Origin of the sequence: Flavobacterium sp. N502540, from assembly GCF_025947365.1 — a bacterium.
In the GTDB taxonomy this organism is placed as follows: domain Bacteria; phylum Bacteroidota; class Bacteroidia; order Flavobacteriales; family Flavobacteriaceae; genus Flavobacterium.
Genome location: NZ_CP110012.1, coordinates 855,695 through 874,279 on the forward strand (window position 1 = coordinate 855,695; position 18,585 = coordinate 874,279).

At 35.4% G+C, this 18,585-nt stretch carries 12 protein-coding genes; 5 read left to right on the plus strand and 7 right to left on the minus strand.

Features of this window, described 5'->3' with window-relative positions; all coding sequences use genetic code 11:
* Positions 1-24 precede the first annotated feature (24 nt).
* Positions 25-1,803, minus strand: coding sequence for an arginine--tRNA ligase (gene argS, locus OLM58_RS03845; protein ID WP_264531270.1), 1,779 nt, complete (start codon positions 1,801-1,803; stop codon positions 25-27).
* 313 nt (positions 1,804-2,116) lie between these two features.
* Here argS and OLM58_RS03850 point away from each other — a divergent pair, with 313 nt between their 5' ends.
* Both OLM58_RS03850 and OLM58_RS03855 read left to right on the plus strand, forming a co-directional pair.
* Positions 2,117-4,531, plus strand: a complete 2,415-nt coding sequence (locus OLM58_RS03850) for a TonB-dependent receptor family protein (RefSeq protein ID WP_264531271.1) — start codon at positions 2,117-2,119, stop codon at positions 4,529-4,531.
* Positions 4,532-4,913: 382 nt separating this feature from the next.
* Positions 4,914-7,328 (plus strand): TonB-dependent receptor domain-containing protein, encoded by a 2,415-nt coding sequence (locus tag OLM58_RS03855; protein WP_264531272.1) that lies wholly within the window; start codon positions 4,914-4,916, stop codon positions 7,326-7,328.
* Positions 7,329-7,426: 98 nt separating this feature from the next.
* Here OLM58_RS03855 and OLM58_RS03860 read toward each other — a convergent pair whose 3' ends face one another.
* Complete coding sequence (locus OLM58_RS03860) at positions 7,427-8,098, minus strand: copper homeostasis protein CutC (RefSeq protein ID WP_264531273.1); 672 nt, start codon at positions 8,096-8,098, stop codon at positions 7,427-7,429.
* A 375-nt stretch (positions 8,099-8,473) separates the two neighbouring features.
* Positions 8,474-9,481 carry a 3-oxoacyl-ACP synthase III family protein gene (locus tag OLM58_RS03865; RefSeq protein WP_264531274.1) on the minus strand — a complete coding sequence of 336 codons (1,008 nt, stop codon included), beginning with the start codon at positions 9,479-9,481 and terminating at the stop codon, positions 8,474-8,476.
* 264 nt (positions 9,482-9,745) lie between these two features.
* Between OLM58_RS03865 and OLM58_RS03870 the strand changes: the two genes are divergently transcribed.
* Positions 9,746-12,157 (plus strand): prolyl oligopeptidase family serine peptidase, encoded by a 2,412-nt coding sequence (locus OLM58_RS03870; protein ID WP_264531275.1) that lies wholly within the window; start codon positions 9,746-9,748, stop codon positions 12,155-12,157.
* A gap of 162 nt (positions 12,158-12,319) precedes the next feature.
* Here the strand turns inward: OLM58_RS03870 and OLM58_RS03875 are convergent, their stop codons facing one another.
* From OLM58_RS03875 to OLM58_RS03890, 4 genes are all read right to left on the minus strand, one after another.
* Positions 12,320-13,048: a DUF998 domain-containing protein gene (locus OLM58_RS03875; protein WP_264531276.1), complete on the minus strand. Its 729-nt coding sequence runs from the start codon at positions 13,046-13,048 to the stop codon at positions 12,320-12,322.
* A gap of 108 nt (positions 13,049-13,156) precedes the next feature.
* Positions 13,157-14,107 carry an ABC transporter ATP-binding protein gene (locus OLM58_RS03880; protein ID WP_017494898.1) on the minus strand — a complete coding sequence of 317 codons (951 nt, stop codon included), beginning with the start codon at positions 14,105-14,107 and terminating at the stop codon, positions 13,157-13,159.
* A 105-nt stretch (positions 14,108-14,212) separates the two neighbouring features.
* Positions 14,213-14,908 (minus strand): OmpA family protein, encoded by a 696-nt coding sequence (locus tag OLM58_RS03885; protein ID WP_017494899.1) that lies wholly within the window; start codon positions 14,906-14,908, stop codon positions 14,213-14,215.
* A gap of 18 nt (positions 14,909-14,926) precedes the next feature.
* Positions 14,927-15,430 (minus strand): lipocalin family protein, encoded by a 504-nt coding sequence (locus tag OLM58_RS03890; RefSeq protein WP_264531277.1) that lies wholly within the window; start codon positions 15,428-15,430, stop codon positions 14,927-14,929.
* A gap of 204 nt (positions 15,431-15,634) precedes the next feature.
* Between OLM58_RS03890 and htpG the strand changes: the two genes are divergently transcribed.
* A complete protein-coding gene (htpG, locus tag OLM58_RS03895) occupies positions 15,635-17,518 on the plus strand; it encodes a molecular chaperone HtpG (protein ID WP_264531278.1) in 1,884 nt (627 codons plus the stop codon).
* 183 nt (positions 17,519-17,701) lie between these two features.
* The gene (locus tag OLM58_RS03900; protein ID WP_264531279.1) at positions 17,702-18,532 is read left to right on the plus strand and encodes a hypothetical protein; all 831 of its coding nucleotides are present in this window, start codon (positions 17,702-17,704) and stop codon (positions 18,530-18,532) included.
* The last annotated feature ends 53 nt before the right edge of the window (positions 18,533-18,585 follow it).

Sequence of the window (18,585 nt, forward strand, 5' to 3'; positions counted from 1 at the left end):
TGCATTTTATCTTTTGTTCAGCAATTACATGCGCTCCGGAACTTCTATTCCCAACAAACTAAAAGCGGCTTTGATAACCTCTGCTACTTTTTGCGAAAGCTGCACTCTGAATACTTTTTTAGTTAAATCTACTTCTCCTAATATGTGCACCGACTGATAAAACGAATTATACTCTTTTACCAAATCGTAGGTATAATTAGCAATCAAAGCCGGACTATGATTGTGTGCGGCATTTTGAATTACTTCCGGGAAAAGCTCAATTTGTTTTACCAGCTCTTTTTCTTTTTCGTGTAATTCTTCTGTACTCGTTTGAGCTGAAAAATCAAAATCAGCTTTACGGATTATCGATTGGATTCTCGCGTAAGTGTACTGAATAAACGGCCCCGTATTTCCTGCAAAATCAACAGATTCTTCCGGATTAAACAAAATACGTTTTTTAGGATCTACTTTTAAGATATAATATTTCAATGCCCCAAGACCAATTGTTTGGTACAATTTAGCTTTTTCTTCGGTTGAATAACTGTCCAGTTTTCCTAAATCTTCAGATATTTGTTTCGCTGTGTCGGTCATATCTTGCATCAAATCATCAGCATCTACAACTGTTCCTTCACGGCTTTTCATTTTTCCTGAAGGCAAATCAACCATTCCGTACGATAAATGATACAAGCTTGAAGCCCAGTCAAAACCTAGTTTTTTCAGAATTAGAAACAGAACTTTAAAGTGGTAATCCTGTTCGTTACCTACTGTATATACCATTCCGCCTACATCCGGCATGTCTTTTACACGCTGAATTGCGGTTCCGATATCCTGCGTCATATATACGGCAGTTCCATCTGAACGCAAAACAATTTTACGGTCAAGACCTTCATCGGTAAGGTCGATCCAAACGGAACCGTCAGGATCTTTTTCAAAAACTCCTTTGTCCAGACCTACCTGAACCACATCTTTTCCTAATAAATAGGTATTGCTCTCGTAATAGTATTTATCAAAATTAACACCCAGATTTTTATAAGTGATAGCAAAACCATCGTAAACCCATTGGTTCATCATTTTCCAAAGCGAAATTACCGCTTCGTCTCCTGACTCCCATTTTTTAAGCATCTCTTGTGCTTCAATAATGATTGGAGATTGTTTTTTTGCCTCTTCCTCTGTTTTTCCGGTTTCCATAAGTTGAGAAATCTCAGCCTTGTAAGCTTTATCAAACTCAACGTAGTATTTACCTACTAATTTATCTCCTTTTAGATTTGAACTTTCCGGAGTTTCACCATTACCAAACTTCTGCCAGGCCAGCATCGATTTACAAATATGAATTCCACGGTCGTTGATAATTTGTGTCTTGTATACCTTTTTCCCTGATGCTTTGATAATTTCAGCTACAGAATACCCTAACAAATTGTTACGTACGTGCCCCAAGTGTAAAGGTTTATTAGTATTTGGCGAAGAATATTCGACCATAATTGCTTTATCTTCCGGATTTGGAGTTACATATCCGAACTTGGTATTGTCTTTTATTTCATTAAAGAAATTCAAATAATAACTATCTGCAATGACAATATTCAAAAATCCCGAAACCACATTAAAGCGTGCTACTTCGGAAACGTTCTCTACCAGATAATTTCCAATTTTATTTCCCAATTCGACAGGATTGCTTTTAATCACTTTCAATAAAGGAAAAATCACCATTGTGATGTCGCCTTCAAATTCCTTACGGGTGGTTTGAAATTCGATTTTCTCAACAGTAACATCAAATAATGCTTGTATTGCTTTTTGTATAGAAGGTGTAAGAATTTGTGATAATGACATGTAAACTTATTTTAAAGTGAGCAAATATACTGCTTATTCATCAATTACAGAAAATCAAAAACATATTAAATCGAATAAAACACTTCTAATTTCTTAAAAAACTTTTGTTTGCAAGTGTTAAAATTATGTAAAAATCAAAACACTAACTTGTTATAAAACAGACGATCCTGCGAAATAAATATTTTTTTTCGTTTTTTTTTGTAACATATCGTTAGCAAAAGAGTCTTAATAGAGACTTCACATTAGTTTGAGGGTAAAAAACAAAAACAAGAAAACAATCATCATCAATCCATCAAAAAATCATTATTACATTATGAAACTAAAATTCTTTCTGTTTGTATTACTGGGTGTAATAACAACGGCAAATGCACAGAATTCAGGAAGTGTTTCCGGAAAAATTACTGAAAAATTAAACAACGCTCCTATTTCTTACGCGACCATCTCGATTAAAGAGAACGGAAAAGTAGTTACGGGAGTTAATTCTGATGATCACGGAGATTTCTCTATCAAAAATCTGGCTTTAAAAAGTTATACGATCGAAATTCAATACATTGGATTTCGAAAATATGTAGGCTCTTTACTTTTGAGTGATAACAAAAAAACGGCAACCATTAATGTATCGCTTGAAGAAGAAGCTACTCAGCTTAAAGGAGTGAACATTGTAAGTGAGCGTTCGACAATCGAGCAAAAAATTGACCGAAAAGTAATTACTGTCGGAAAAGATTTAACTACTGCCGGAGCTTCTGCATCTGACATTATGAACAACATTCCATCTGTAAACGTAGATCAGGACGGAAAACTTTCGCTTCGCGGAAATGAGAACGTTCGTGTATTGATCGACGGAAGACCTTCAAACATTGATCCTGCTCAGTTGTTGAAACAAATTCCATCAACGTCAATCAAAAAAATTGAGTTGATCACCAACCCAAGTGCCAAGTACAATCCGGAAGGAATGTCTGGTATCATCAACATCATCCTGCACAAAAACAGCAATACCGGTTTCAACGGAAGTTATAGCGGGGGAATTACTTTTGGAGAAGTAGCCAAATACAATCAGTCATTAGATTTGAACTACAAGACAGGAAAAGTAAATTTCTTTGGAAACGTAGGACAAAATTTCGGAACTTATTATAATGATGGTTTCATCAACAGATACGATCAGGACATTCGTCAGAAAATTGATGTTGTGAACGAAAATGATTCTTACTTGTATAAAATTGGTATGGATTATTTCATCAATGATCACAATACAATCTCTTTTTATACCAATCAGAACAAATCAAACGGTAAGTTTTTTGTAGACACCAATATTGATTACAGCAATGTAAGCAGTTCTAATATTGCTAACATTTTACAAAAATCAAAATATACTGGTCCGGATAACGTAGGAACTTATAATTTAGCTTACAAACACATCTTTAAAAAAGAAGGTCATACCTTAGATATTGAAGGAAACTATAGTAACAATAAAGAAACCCAAAATTCAGGTTTTGATACGCAAACAAGAAAAAAAGACAATAGTTTAAACAATCAGTCTTATAACAATTATATTGCCGGTACTCGTAAATTGAGCACTATAAATGTTGATTATGTAAATCCGTTAAACGACAAAACGACTCTTGAAGCTGGTGCCGAGGCCAGAATTACAAAAACAGATAACAATTATATCACCGGAGAACCGTTGGCAGCAATTCCAGTTTCTAATTATACTTATGACACTGATATTTACTCTGCTTATGTAACATTCGGTCAGAAATTCAAAAAATTCAGTTATCAGTTGGGAGCTCGTTTCGAAAGTTATAAAGTGGTTGCGAATTTAAATCATGGTTTTAAAAAATTCAATGACGATTACATTACGTTATACCCGTCGGCATATTTGACTTACAACCTAAATGAGAAAAACACGTTACAGCTAAGCTACAGCCGTCGTGTAGACCGTCCGAGTTTAGAGCAGACAAAACCTATTCCTGAGTTTTCTACTCCTTTAATTACAGCATTAGGAAATCAAGAATTAAGACCTCAGTTTACCAATTCTGTTGAAGTAAATTATACTAAAACTTTCGAAAAAGGAAGTTTTACTACAGGTGTTTTTGTGAGAAGCATTAACGACCAAATCAGCAGAGTTTTATTTCCGGACGAAACAGACACAAGTGGTAACAAACAAATCCTATCGTATGCCAACTTTGATCGCAATACTGCTTACGGTTTTGAAGCTTCTTTCACTTATAAAATTACAAAATGGTGGGATATTTCTCCGTCGATTGACTTTTCAAGCATTAACCAACAAGGTATAGTGTTTAAATACGATCCTGAAAGTGGAGAAAGCAAACCTGAAGAAAGAAAAATTACGGTTGCTGCCTTTAACGGCCGTATGAACTCAAACTTTAAAGTAAACAAACGTTTAAGCTTTTTATTATTCGGATTTTACAGAGGTGAAGTTGAAGGACTTCAAAATAATAGCCATGCCATGTATAAAATGGATATGGGATCCCGTTACACCTTGTTAAACAATAAAATGAACATTAGTTTACGTTTCAACGACGTGTTTAACACCATGAAATATGCTTTCGACTCTATGTATCCTTACTCACATTCAGGACAATTTACATGGGAGAGTCAAACGGTTTACCTAGGGTTAACTTACAACTTTGGAGGTTCAAAAATCAAAAACCTGCAACGTAAACAAAGAGAAGACAATACCAATAAAGGTGGAGGCGGATTGTTCTAATCCAACTTTTTCTAATCGATTTTAATAGTTTTTTAAAAAGCCCGGAGTTTGCCAACTTCGGGCTTTTTTTATGGGCATTTGACAACTTTAACTAAAATTGAATTGCTGTTTTATTCCTGCCATACTTACAATACTAAGACGCACCTCCTTTGTAACCTCCTTATTCTATTGAAGAAAATAAAAATCTATCCGGAATTTAAACCTACAAATTGTTAAAACTATCAAAAAATTAAAAACTAATTCACTCTAAAACAGCACCTCACAAAAAAGGCAATTTCGATTTTAATTTTTACTGTAACATCCAATTGAAAAGACGGTCTCTAGTGATATATTTTGAAATATTTCAAAAGAAACAATCATCAATCAAATCAATCACATGTTCATGAAATTAAAATTACTTTTACTGGTCTTAGTGACCACAATGACAACTCTGCACGCACAAACTTCCGGAACTGTTTCCGGAAAAGTTAGCGAAAAATCAAACCATGCTCCTATTTCTTATGCTACAGTTTCGCTTAAAGACAATGGAAAAATTGTCTCAGGAGTTAACACTGACGATAATGGTGCTTTTACCATTAAAAATCTGGCTTTAAAAAATTACACGATCGAAATTCAATATATCGGATTTAAGAAATACACGGGATCTGTTATTTTAAGTGAAGATCAAAAAGAGGCTACTATTAAAATTGCTCTCGAAGAAGAAGCGACACAACTTAAAGGGGTTAATGTTATTAGCGAACGTTCAACCATTGAACAAAAACTGGATCGAAAAGTAATCACAGTCGGTAAAGACCTGACCACTGCCGGAGCTACAGCTTCTGAGATTATGAATAATATTCCATCTGTCAATGTAGATCAGAACGGAAAAATTTCGCTTCGCGGAAATGATAATGTGCGAGTATTAATTGACGGAAGACCCAGTAATATTGATCCGGCTCAATTGCTAAAACAAATCCCGTCAACTTCTATTAAAAAAATTGAGCTGATCACCAATCCAAGTGCCAAATACAATCCGGAAGGGATGTCAGGGATCATCAACATCGTGTTACTTAAAAACACGAACATCGGTTTCAACGGGAGTTACAGCGGAGGGATCACTTTTGGAAAAGCGATGAAACATAATCAATCCTTAAATTTGAATTACAAAAACGGAAAAGTAAATTTTTATGGAAATGCCGGTCAAAATTTAGGAACCTATTTTTTCGACAGTTCCCTTCAAAGATTCGATCAGGATCTTTATCAAAAAATAAACTTTAAATCGATTGCCAACTCTCATCTGTATAAAATCGGAATGGATTATTTCATTGACGCGCAAAACACTATTTCTTTTTACACGAATCAAAGTAAATCCAATCAGGATGTATTTGTTGACGCTAATATCAACTACAACAATAATCCTGAAATCAGCAACATCTTGCAAAATTCCAGATACTTCGGCCCTCAAAAAATGGAAACTTATAATCTGGCTTACAAACATCTCTTTAAAAAAGAAGGCCACACCTTAGATATTGAAGGAAACTTCAGTAAATACAATGCCTCGCAACAAGCCCATTTTGACACTCAAAACAGTGCACCTGACAACACTGTCAAAAATGTAAATTATACAGATTTAAACAAAAGTCATCGTAAACTAAATACAGTCAACCTGGACTATGTTAATCCGCTGGACGAAAAAACAACTCTCGAACTGGGTGCCGAAGCCAGAATCACAAAATCAGCAAATGATTATGCCAGAATAAACCCTGCTAATCCAACCGAGGATCAACTGCTCTACTATACTTATGATACTGATATCTACTCCGCCTATGTAACATTCGGTCAGAAATTCAAAAAATTTAGTTATCAATTAGGCGCACGTTTTGAAAGTTACAAAGCTGCTGCCAGTTTTAATCATGGTCAGGATAAGTTTAATGACGATTATATCACGCTATATCCATCTGCTCATTTTACTTATAATCTAAATGAAAAAAATACCCTGCAATTGAGCTACAGCCGTCGCGTAGATCGCCCGAGTTTAGAACAAACAAGACCTATTCGTGAGTTTTCGACACCAATGGTAACGACATTAGGAAATCCTGAATTAAGACCTCAATTCACGAATTCAGTAGAGATAAATTACACGAAGACCTTAGAAAAAGGGAGTTTAAATTTGGGAATTTATGCCAGAGGTATCAACGATCAGATCAGCAGAGTCATAGATACGGATTATAATGAGGCAGTGGGCAATAAACTAATTGTATCTTATACCAATTTTGATCATAATACGGCTTATGGATTCGAAGCTTCTTTTAATTACAAGATCACAAAATGGTGGGATATCTCACCATCGATTGACTACTCAAGTATCAATCAGCGAGGAATTGTTTTTTCATTAAACCCAATCACAAACACAGGAACGCCAATCGATCGAAAAATTACAGTTTCAGCTTTTACCAGTAGAATAAGCTCTAATTTTAAAGTCAACAAACGTATGAGTTTTTTACTATTTGGACTTTATAACGGACCAAGTGACGGCCTTCAGGGCAACAGCCATCAAATGTACAAAATGGACATAGGCACACGTTATACTTTGTTAAACGACAAAATGAATATTAGCGTTCGTTTTAATGACGTTTTCGATACTATGAAATATTCTTTCGACACACAATATCCTTACCCGCACGCAGGACTGAGTACCTGGGAAAGCCAGACGGTTTATTTAGGTCTAACTTATAATTTTGGAGGCGCAAAAATCAATGGTATGAACCGTAAACAAAGAGAGGAAAACAATATCGGCAGCAGCGGCGGGGTCCTTTAATATAGCATTCATCACTAAAGTTTAGTTATTTATTTGAAAATAAAAAGTCCGGAATTAGTAAATTCCGGACTTTTACTATTCATATAGGTAGCTTCCGTTTACAGGAAGTTTTTTAATTCTTTTATTTCCTCAGGATTTGCTGTTTCTGTCTGATCTGTAATGGCAGACGAATGATAAAAAGTAGGCTGTAATTTCTCCTGTAACAACTTAATATTCGAAGAGCGCAAACCACCTCCTGGCATGATTTCGATTCGGTCACCCGCTAATTTCTGAATCAATTCTAAATCCAAAATCCCTTCTTCAACATTTTTCCCGCGTCCTGAAGTCAGTATTGTTTGAAAACCACATTCAATCACCTCTTCCAGTCCTTGTTCTATCGAATTTACCACATCAAAAGCACGATGAAAAGTACAGGAAAGCGGACTGGCCAATTGTACCAATTCCGAATTCTGTTCTTTATTTATACTGCCGTCCTGATTTAGAATTCCGAAAACAAAACCATCAACTCCAAGTGCTTTCAATTGTTTAATATCTTGTTTCATTTCCAGAAACTCTTCTTCCGTATAAACAAAATCACCACCACGAGGCCGGATAATAACGTGCATTTTGATGGTTAGTTTTTCCCGAACTCTTTCTGCTGTTATCAAATTTGGCGTTGTCCCGCCAAGCTGCATTTCATCACATAATTCGATTCTGTCCGCACCATTGTCTTGCGCAATTATTGCCGATTCATAATTGAAACAGGCTATCTCCAGTTGATTTTTTTTCATTTGATTGATTTAAAGAATTGCACCAGATTGATGATGCCAAACAAAAATATAAATTAAAAACTGAACGATCAAAGCAAATCAATGGTTAGAGTAAGCATAAAGGCTTCGGCTTCGCTCAGCCGGACAGTAATGGTATGAGAAAAAAGGCTGTAAACAAAACCGAGTGTCACCCTGAGCGAAGTCGAAGGCTCACAAACCGTAAAGGCTTCGAATTCGCTCAGCCGGACAATGTCAATAAAAAACAAAACCCGAGTGTCACCCTGAGCGGAGTCGAAGGCTCACAAACCGTAAAGGCTTCGACTTCGCTCAGCCGGGCATAAAAAAACCTGCTCTAAAAAGGAGCAGGCTATGAAATATAATGCAAGATGAATTAATTTACCACTTAATGATCGCACTTGCCCAAGTAAAACCACTACCAAAAGCAGCCAAAACAACTGTATCTCCTGATTTGATTTTCCCTTGTTCCCAAGCTTCTGTCAAAGCAATCGGAATAGAGGCTGCAGTAGTATTCCCGTATTTCTGAATATTATTGTGTACCTGATCGTCACTCAACTTGAATTTATTTTGAATGAATTGTGAAATTCTTAAATTCGCCTGATGAGGAATCAACATATCAATATCTGAAACCTGTAAACCATTTGCTTCTAGTCCTTCATTGATTACTTCAGCAAAACGAACCACTGCATTTTTAAATACAAACTGTCCATTCATATAAGGATAATAACTTTCATCATTGGGATCATTATCAGCTATAATATCGGTTACCCAGCGCGCTCCCATTCCAGGTGCCTGCAGAGCCAGTTCTTCGGCATGCTGTCCTTCCGAATGCAAATGTGTTGATAAGATTCCTTTTGTCACATCTTCTTCACGGCTTAGAACCGCTGCTCCTGCTCCATCTCCAAAAATTACCGAAACTCCACGGCCACGAGTAGTCATATCCAGTCCTGTTGAATGAACTTCTGAACCAATTACCAGGATATTTTTATACATTCCGGTTTTGATGTACTGATCGGCAACCGACAACGCATAAACAAAACCTGAACATTGATTTCTAACATCCAGTGCTCCTACAGTACGTAATCCTAAATCACGCTGTACCAAAACTCCCGGTCCTGGAAAATAATAATCCGGACTTAAGGTAGCAAAAACTACAAAATCAATATCTTCTTTGGCTACGCCAGAACGTTCTATAGCAATTTTAGCTGCTTTTACACCCATTGTAGTTGTGGTATCTTCCCCACGAATAATATGTCTACGCTCCTGAATTCCAGTTCTCTCCTGAATCCATTCATCATTGGTATCAATTATCTTAGACAAATCATCGTTGGTCACAACATTTGAAGGGACATAATATCCTAAGCCCGCTATTTTTGAATGATACATATTGTTTTATTATTTGTTAAAAAATTGTAATGCAAATTTAAGTATACTTTAAAACATTAACGTCCAAATTAGTGTTTTTTTCGTAATTGGCAATTCAATATACTTTAATTATAAATAGGATTCTGACAGTTTATATTCTGAAAAAACATTTTTTGCCTGAAAAATGTGAAAAGTATCAAAAATAACACCTAAAATGTAACAAGTTTGAAGTATTTTAGTCAAACATATAGGAATACCAAACTCTAAACTCCTAAAATTCACATTATGAAATTAAAGGTTACATTACTGCTATTTCTTAACATTGGCTTTTTTGCCTTTGCACAGGAAAATCTCACTTACCAAAAACCATCAAAATCTATCTTAGATTTAGCCGATTACGAAAAAGCTCCTACAGTATCAATGGATACAAAAAAGGAGAATATGCTATTAATGTACAGGAGTACATATAAAACACTCGATGATTTAAACCAGGATGAACTTCGCTTAGGAGGTTTAAGAATTAATCCGGTAACAAATATTTCCAGCTCTGTAACTTATACAACGAATTTAAAGCTAAGAAAAATTAGCGGTAAAGAAGAGGTTCAGGTTTCAGGATTACCGCAAAATCCAAAAATAAGCAACATCCTTTGGTCTCCAAATGATAAAAAAATATTGTTCTCTCACACCACAAGTTCTGGTGTCGAACTTTGGTTTCTTGATGTTGAAACTGCAAAAGCAACAAAACTTACCGAATCAACTGTTAATGCCAATTTAGGAAATCCGTTTAGCTGGTTCTTAGACAATGAGACTATTTTGGTAAAAATGCTTCCAAAAAACAGAAAACCATTATTGGATCCTAAAAATGATTTACCAACTGGTCCAATTATCTCTAATACAGCAGGAACAAAATCTCAAAACAGAACGTTTCCTGATATGTTGAAAAATCAAAGTGACGAAATTAATTTTGAAAACATCACCACTTCTGAACTGTACAAAGTTAATCTTAACGGAAATGCTACATTGTTTAAAGAAGCTGCAATGTATTACGGAGAAAGAATTTCACCAGACGGTAATTTTATTATGCTGACCACGATTCAAAAACCATTTTCTTACGTAGTTCCTTTGTACCGATTCCCATCCAGAACTATTGTTTATGATGCGAGAGGAAAAGAGATCAAAATAGTTAATGAAGTTCCGTTAAGCGAAATAATGCCAAAAGGTTTTATGGCTGTTCGAAAAGGAAAAAGAGAAATGGCATGGAGAAATGATAAACCTTCAACCTTATCTTATGTTGTAGCTTTAGATGAAGGTGATCCTGCTAATAAGGTTGATTTTAGAGATGAAGTTTTTCTTTGGAACGCTCCTTTTACAAGTGAGGCAACTTCTTTAACAAAAGTACCGCAACGTTACGCCGATATAACATGGGGTAATGACAATGTAGCTTTTCTAACGGATCAATGGTACGACACCCGTAACACCAAAACCTACCTAATTAATCCGGCAAATCCAGCTCAACAGCCAAAAGTAATTACAGACAGAAACCAACAGGATGTTTATTCAGATCCGGGAGTTTTTGAAACCAGAAAGAACGAATACAACAAATATGTTCTGGCGATTGAAAAAGACAACGCTTATCGTATTGGAGATGGATACACCAAAGAAGGACAATTTCCTTTTATTGATGAATTCAATTTAAAAACATTACAATCTAAACGTATTTACACTTCTCCATACAAAGACAAAAAAGAAGATTTACTTGAAATTGAAGATTTTAAATCGGGGAAAGTTTTAGTACAAATTCAGTCTAAGAGTGAATATCCGAATTATTACTTTAGAAATATCAAAAAACAAAACAGCTTAACACCAATTACTTCTTTCAAAAATCCGTTTGAGAGCATTAAAAATGTGAGTAAAGAAGTGATCAAATACAAGCGCAAAGACGGTGTTGAACTTTCGGGAACTTTATATTTACCGGCAGGTTACGATAAAGCGAAAAAAGAAAAATTACCTTTATTAATCTGGGCTTATCCAGCTGAATACAAAGACAAAAACAGCGCTGGACAATCGACTCAAAATTCAAATGAATTCACTACTCCTTATTACGGATCGTTTGTGTATTGGGTAACCAAAGGATATGTTGTTCTTGATGATGCTGCTTTCCCTATCATTGGTGAAGGGACGACTGAGCCTAATGATAATTTTATGCCACAATTAGTAGCCAACGCAGAGGCTGCAATTGATGCGGTTGATGCTTTGGGATATATTAACCGTAAAAAAGTAGCTATTGGAGGTCACTCGTATGGTGCTTTTATGACTGCAAACTTACTGACTCACTCAAACCTTTTTGCTTGTGGAATCGCCCGAAGCGGTGCTTATAACAGAACGCTGACTCCTTTTGGATTCCAGACAGAACAACGCAATTACTGGGAGGTTCCGGAAGTGTATACTAAAATGTCTCCTTTTATGAATGCAGACAAAATGAAAACACCTCTTTTGTTAGTTCATGGTGAGGCCGATAATAATCCGGGAACTTTTACTTTACAAACAGAGCGTTACTATCAAGCTTTGAAAGGTTTAGGTGCGACCGCAAGAATGGTTATCCTACCGAAAGAAGCACATAGTTATGTTGCCAAAGAAAACATTTTACACTTGCTTTGGGAACAAGATCAGTTTTTAGAAAAATATCTTAAAAACTAAATCAATCTATAAAAAAACAAACCGGACAGGTTCTTGAAACCTGTCCGATTTAATAATAAAAAAAGCCCTAAACTTAATTCGTAAGTTTAGGGCTTTTATTTTATAGATAGTTCAAACCTAAAACGGCTTATTCTGATTATGATATTCCTCAAATGCTTTCTGTTACGGATTATCCTCCCTGTATAAGATCCTTCCTATTCTACCATTTGATCCCAGTGCCCGGCCTTTCACTAACCATGATATACTAAAGCTAATAAATGCACAAGTTTCACTGATGAGCATGGCTTGCTTTACATGCCAATGTCTTATTAAAGGCAATAAAACGATAAAACTGAATACCATCAATAACCCGCATACAATGTAGAGGTAATTCTCATTTAAAAAATGAATGGGGATTTTTTTATTTTCCTGCTGCCCTATTGTAAATACAAAAATAGAAATCATAGCCAGACAAGTAAAGGCTATTACAGCGAGATAATTGTGCATCTGACTTAAAAACGGCAGATCAGTCGGAATAAGAGAATAAATCTTTATTTTGCCATGAGTCGGATTAGTAGGAAATAGCGCTACTAAAAGAAATGCAATCCCTGCAAGATTAGAAAGAAAATTGTCATTTTTCCAGAATTTCCACCATACAGAACTTCCAAATCCTTTGTATGTAATTAAAAAAAGTGCCAGGACACTGAGACTACATGTAAATACGTCTCTTAAGTTTGTGTAGTAATATGCACTAAAAGATACCTGAAGAGTTAGATAATTTGGGCGACTCAATAAGGAAGCAGTTATAAACGTCAATGGTAAAAAACCAGCTAGAACTCCAATCGCTTTTCGCAATCTCAGGTAACTAATCCTTTCTATTTTAGAACTATCGGTTCTTTGATTAAAAATCATGATCAAAATATTAAAATTACAAAAACAAATATCTTGTTTTTACCAGAATATTCCTACATTTTTTTAAAACTATTGAAAGTTTTACACAAATAACCTTTTCCTCCTTACTTATAAATAATTCAAACCTAAAAATATTTCCTGCTCCAAAGGCAGATCAATTTCACTTTCAAAAAAGATTAATTGTCTTTTATAAACCGTTTCGATGAGATAGTGATTTCCTCTAAAATAAGTTCTTCTGATTTTTACCGGTAAATTAGACTCGGTAACCATTTTAAACTGATGCGGATATACCAACGTTTTATGCATTTGATCTTCATACGGAACCAACAAATGTGTAGGAACTTCGTTTACCTCTCCAAAAAGCGAGGCTACATATTTCGTTTCAGGATCTTCGTAAATTTTTGTTGGATTGTCTTTAATAATAACTTCTCCATTTCGCATCACAATGGCTTCATCGGCAAATGACAAAGCATCTGTACTATCGTGTGTAGCAATAATACAGGTAATTCCTTTTTGTTTCAAATAGCGAAATAAGTTTCGGCGTAATGCATTTTTTCTGAACGCATCAATTTGACTAAAGGGCTCATCCAATAAAATCACTTCAGGTTCTAATGCCAAAACTCTCACCAGCGCCACTCTCTGCTGTTGACCACCACTCAAAAATTTAGCTTTCACGTTTGAAAACTGTTCCATTTCCACCATCTCCAATAATTCCTGAACACGCAGTTTTTTCATGTTTGCAAAACCATTCGAAAGAAACTTCCCAACATTTTCCGCAACTGTTTCATAAGGAGACAAATCAAAATCCTGAGCCAGATATTTCATAAATGGCATTCCGGGAATCAAATTGTACTTTGGTCCTAAAATAGGCTTCTCATTATAAAAAATCTTGCCTTCATCCAGGTTGTACAAGCCGTACATAAGTTTTAAAAGTGTACTTTTTCCACAGCCGCTTTCACCAATAATGGCAATATTCTCGCCTTTATTTATGGTAAAAGAAACGTTTTTTATAACAGGGTTTTCGGTGTACGAAAAAGAGATATTTTGAATGTCGAGCATGGGTTATATTTGAAAGTCCAAATTTACAATGTTTAATTTCTAAAGTCAAAAAAAAGCTGCTTCAATTATGAAACAGCTTTTAAGAAATTTTATTGTAGTTTGAAACTATTTTCCAGCCTGAGCTTTAGCATCATTTACCATTTTATCGTTTGCAGTGATAGAAAACTCTACACGACGGTTTTGTGCTCTTCCTTCCGGTGTGTCGTTTGTCGCAATTGGATCAACTATACCTAAACCTGAAGTTTTGAAACGGCTTGATTTTAATCCTTTTGAAACTAAATAAGCCTGTACCGAAGCAGCTCTTTGTCCTGAAAGTGTCAAATTGTATTCCGGTCTTCCTGTATTATCAGTATATCCAAAAATTTGAATATCAGTATCTCCATACTCGTTGAATACTGGTACCAGTTTATCTAAATTTGCTTTAGCCTGAGGTGTCAAAGTAGATTTATTAGTATCAAAACGTACTGCATTTTCATTTAAAGTTAAGTGAATTCCTTCTCCTACTCTTTCTACGTTTGCACCTGGTAAAGCCTGATCAATTTCACGGGCTTGTTTGTCCATTTTGTTTCCAATAAGAGCACCGGTTCCTCCACCTACAGCAGCTCCAATTGCAGCTCCCAAAGCAGCATTTCCGCCTTTTCCAAGGTTATTTCCTAAAACAGCACCTATGATACCACCCGCAACTACTCCAATTCCGGCACCTTTTTGTGTGTTATTTGCATTTTTTACTGAGTCACAGCTTGTAAAAAAACTGGCTAATACTAGCAAACAACTCAAACTTAAAACGGTTATCTTTCTCATCTTTCTATATTTTTATTTTTAATTGGCTCTTTGAAATTGGTATACTACATCTTTTGTTTGTCCACCTACGTTAATGTTATCGATCAACTGAAATGAATTATCAGTCAAACCTGCTACTTTTAATAGGTATCCATCTCTTACCTTTTTAGCTTTTATCCCAGCATCCAAAATTTTAAGAACAAACATTCCCTGATTATTAACACTCCAAACAATTGGTGAATTAAATCCGGTGCAGCTTGGTGATGTTAAAGCCATTGATCCTTTGTTGTTATTTGAAATGAAATTCCACGTACTTCCGATGAAGCATTTAGAATCTGCAAGATCAAAAGAATTTACCTTGATATATTCAGAACCGGGATAAGAAACATTGGTTAAAACCCAATTTCCTTTAATAGCTACCTGAGTAGGTCTGTCAAGTTTAGTCGATAGTGTAGTTGCTCCATTTGAAGCTGTTGTAGACGATGCTGATTTACACGCAAAAAACATCGTGGCCATCATGCAAATGAAAATAATTTTCTTCATTTTGTACATTTTTTTTAGAGTTAATACTGACACGTTTAACAATTATTATACTGCAAAGATACAATTCATAGGAATATCTCGGGTTTCAGAATCTAATTATTTTCTTTCAAAATTAACACTTACGCCATTTTGTCACCCAAAAAACAATTGGTATTCTATTTGAAGAAATGAAAATCATCACATTAAACTAAAAAATAAAAAAATATGACAACAGGTAAAATTAATGTTTCGGTAGAAAACATCTTTCCCTTAATCAAAAAATTCTTATACAGCGATCACGAAATTTTCTTACGTGAGCTTGTTTCCAACGGAACTGACGCTACTTTAAAACTAAAACACCTTATTAGTATTGGCGAAGCTAAAGTAGAATACGGAAATCCGGTTATCGAAATCAAAGTAGACAAAGAAGGAAAAAAAATCCACATTATCGATCAGGGTCTTGGAATGACTGCTGACGAAGTGGAAAAATACATCAATCAGGTTGCCTTTTCAGGAGCTGAAGAATTCCTGGACAAATACAAAGATTCTGCTAAAGATTCAGGAATTATTGGTCACTTTGGTCTTGGTTTTTATTCTGCTTTTATGGTTGCAGAAAAAGTAGAAATCATCACAAAATCATACAAAGACGAACCTGCAGCACACTGGACATGTGACGGAAGCCCTGAATTTACTTTAGAACCTGCTGACAAAACCTCACGTGGTACTGAAATCATCCTGCACATTGCTGAAGATTCTCTTGAATTTTTAGAAGATTCAAAAATCAGTGGATTACTGAACAAGTATAACAAGTTTATGCCTGTGCCAATTAAATTTGGAACCAGAACAGAAACACTTCCAAAACCGGAAGATGCTCCTGAAGATTATGTAAATGAAACGGTTGAAACCGACAACATCATCAACAATCCAAATCCGGCATGGACGAAACAACCAAATGAATTATCTGATGAAGACTACAAAAACTTCTACAGAGAATTATACCCAATGCAGTTTGAGGAGCCGTTATTCAACATTCACTTAAATGTAGACTATCCTTTTAACTTAACCGGAATTTTGTATTTTCCTAAGTTAGGTTCGGACATGCAGATTCAAAAAGACAAAATTCAATTGTACCAAAACCAGGTTTACGTTACAGATAACGTAGAAGGAATTGTACCTGAATTTTTAACAATGTTAAAAGGTGTTATTGATTCTCCGGATATTCCATTGAATGTTTCCCGCTCAGGATTACAAGCTGATGGCGCTGTTAAAAAGATCTCAAACTATATCACTCGTAAAGTAGCCGATAAACTAAAAGCTTTGTTCAATGAAAATCGTGCTGATTTTGAACAAAAATGGAACGATATTAAAATCGTTTTAGAATACGGAATGCTTTCTGAAGATAAATTCTACGAAAAAGCCGGTGCGTTTGTGTTGTACCCAACAGTTGACGATACCTACTTTACTCTGGAAGAATTAAAAGAAAAACTAAAAGAAAATCAGACTGACAAAGACGGAAAACTGATCGTCCTTTATGCCGGAAACAAAGATGCACAGCACTCTTATATTGAAACAGCAAAAGAAAAAGGATATGAAGTATTACTTTTAGACTCGCCTATTATCTCACACTTAATTCAAAAAATTGAAGGTGATAATAGCGGTTTAACTTTTGTACGTGTAGACTCTGATCACATTGATAATTTAATCAAGAAAGAAGAAAATACTATTTCTAAATTATCCGATGAAGAAAAAGAAACATTAAAAACATCTTTAGAAACTTACATCCCTAAAGCATACTCTGTACAATTGGAAGCAATGGACAGTCAGGCGGCTCCGTTTATCATCACGCAACCTGAATTCATGCGTAGAATGAAAGAAATGAGTCAGTCAGGTGGTGGCGGAATGTTCGGAATGGGCAATATGCCGGAAATGTACAATTTGATTGTAAACACCAATTCTGACTTAGCGTCAAGCATCCTAAACACAGAAGACAAAACACATCAGGAACACTTGGTTAAACAAGCTTTAGACTTAGCTAAATTGTCACAAAACTTATTAAAAGGAGAAGCTCTAACTGCTTTCGTAAAAAGAAGTTTTGAAATGATTAAATAAAACTTTTAGCAATACAAGTTTTCAAGATTAAAACACAGGCCCTGCAAATAAACTTGCAGGGCTTTTTACTTTAAAAAAAACACACCCAAAAGCCCCTTTGATTCCAATTGATTTTTTTATTGCATTTCATTTTTTTCATTACATTTGAACGCCTTATAATCTAATCGAAAAACAAAAACTACTATGAAAAAGACAGCTTTTTTACTCCTAACCATTTGCACAACAGCACTAACACAAGTTTCCTGTTCAAGCAATGACGACACAAAAAAACAATCTGAATCTGATGTCACGTCAGTTGGAGCTTCACTTACCATCGATGCCATTAACGATATGGACATCAAAACCGGGTTAATAGTTACAACAAAAAACACCTCCTCAGCAAAATCGGACGAGACAACACCCGGAATCTGCGGCACAATTACAATCACACAACAAAGTCCAACCTCTTATCCTAAAGTTTTCACCGTTGATTACGGAACCGGATGCACCGACAATCTGATCAACAGAAAAGGAAAGTTAAAAATCACACTTTCAGGACCGATAATTACTACCGGAAGCAAAATAACCATCGAAAGAATCGACTATTCTTTTAATGGCATAAAATTGGAAGGAACAATAGAATACACCAACACAACAACTGTGGCAACTGTACCACAATGGAGCCGAAAAGTGACCAACGGAAAGTTCACTGATTTAGAAGGCAGAGTTTACCTTAACTCAGGAAACTGGACTGTAAAACAAACTGCGGGTGTCGATACTCCTTATGTTCTGGAAGACAATACATATGAAATGACTGAAGGAAACCACACTATCACCAGCTCAAACGGAGCTGTATTAACCTTAACCGTTCAGGAATCATTGATTAAAAAATATTCTTGCGATTTTATTTCCAAAGGAAAACTGAAAGTTCAGGGCAATTTACTAAACGGAGTGGTTGATTATGGCAACAATGATTGCGACAAAAAATTCACTTACACGAACGAAAACGGAACTACATTTAATCTCTCCATGTAATACTCTTTATTCCCAAAAATATCAAATCCCGATTTAGAAATAGATTGGGATTT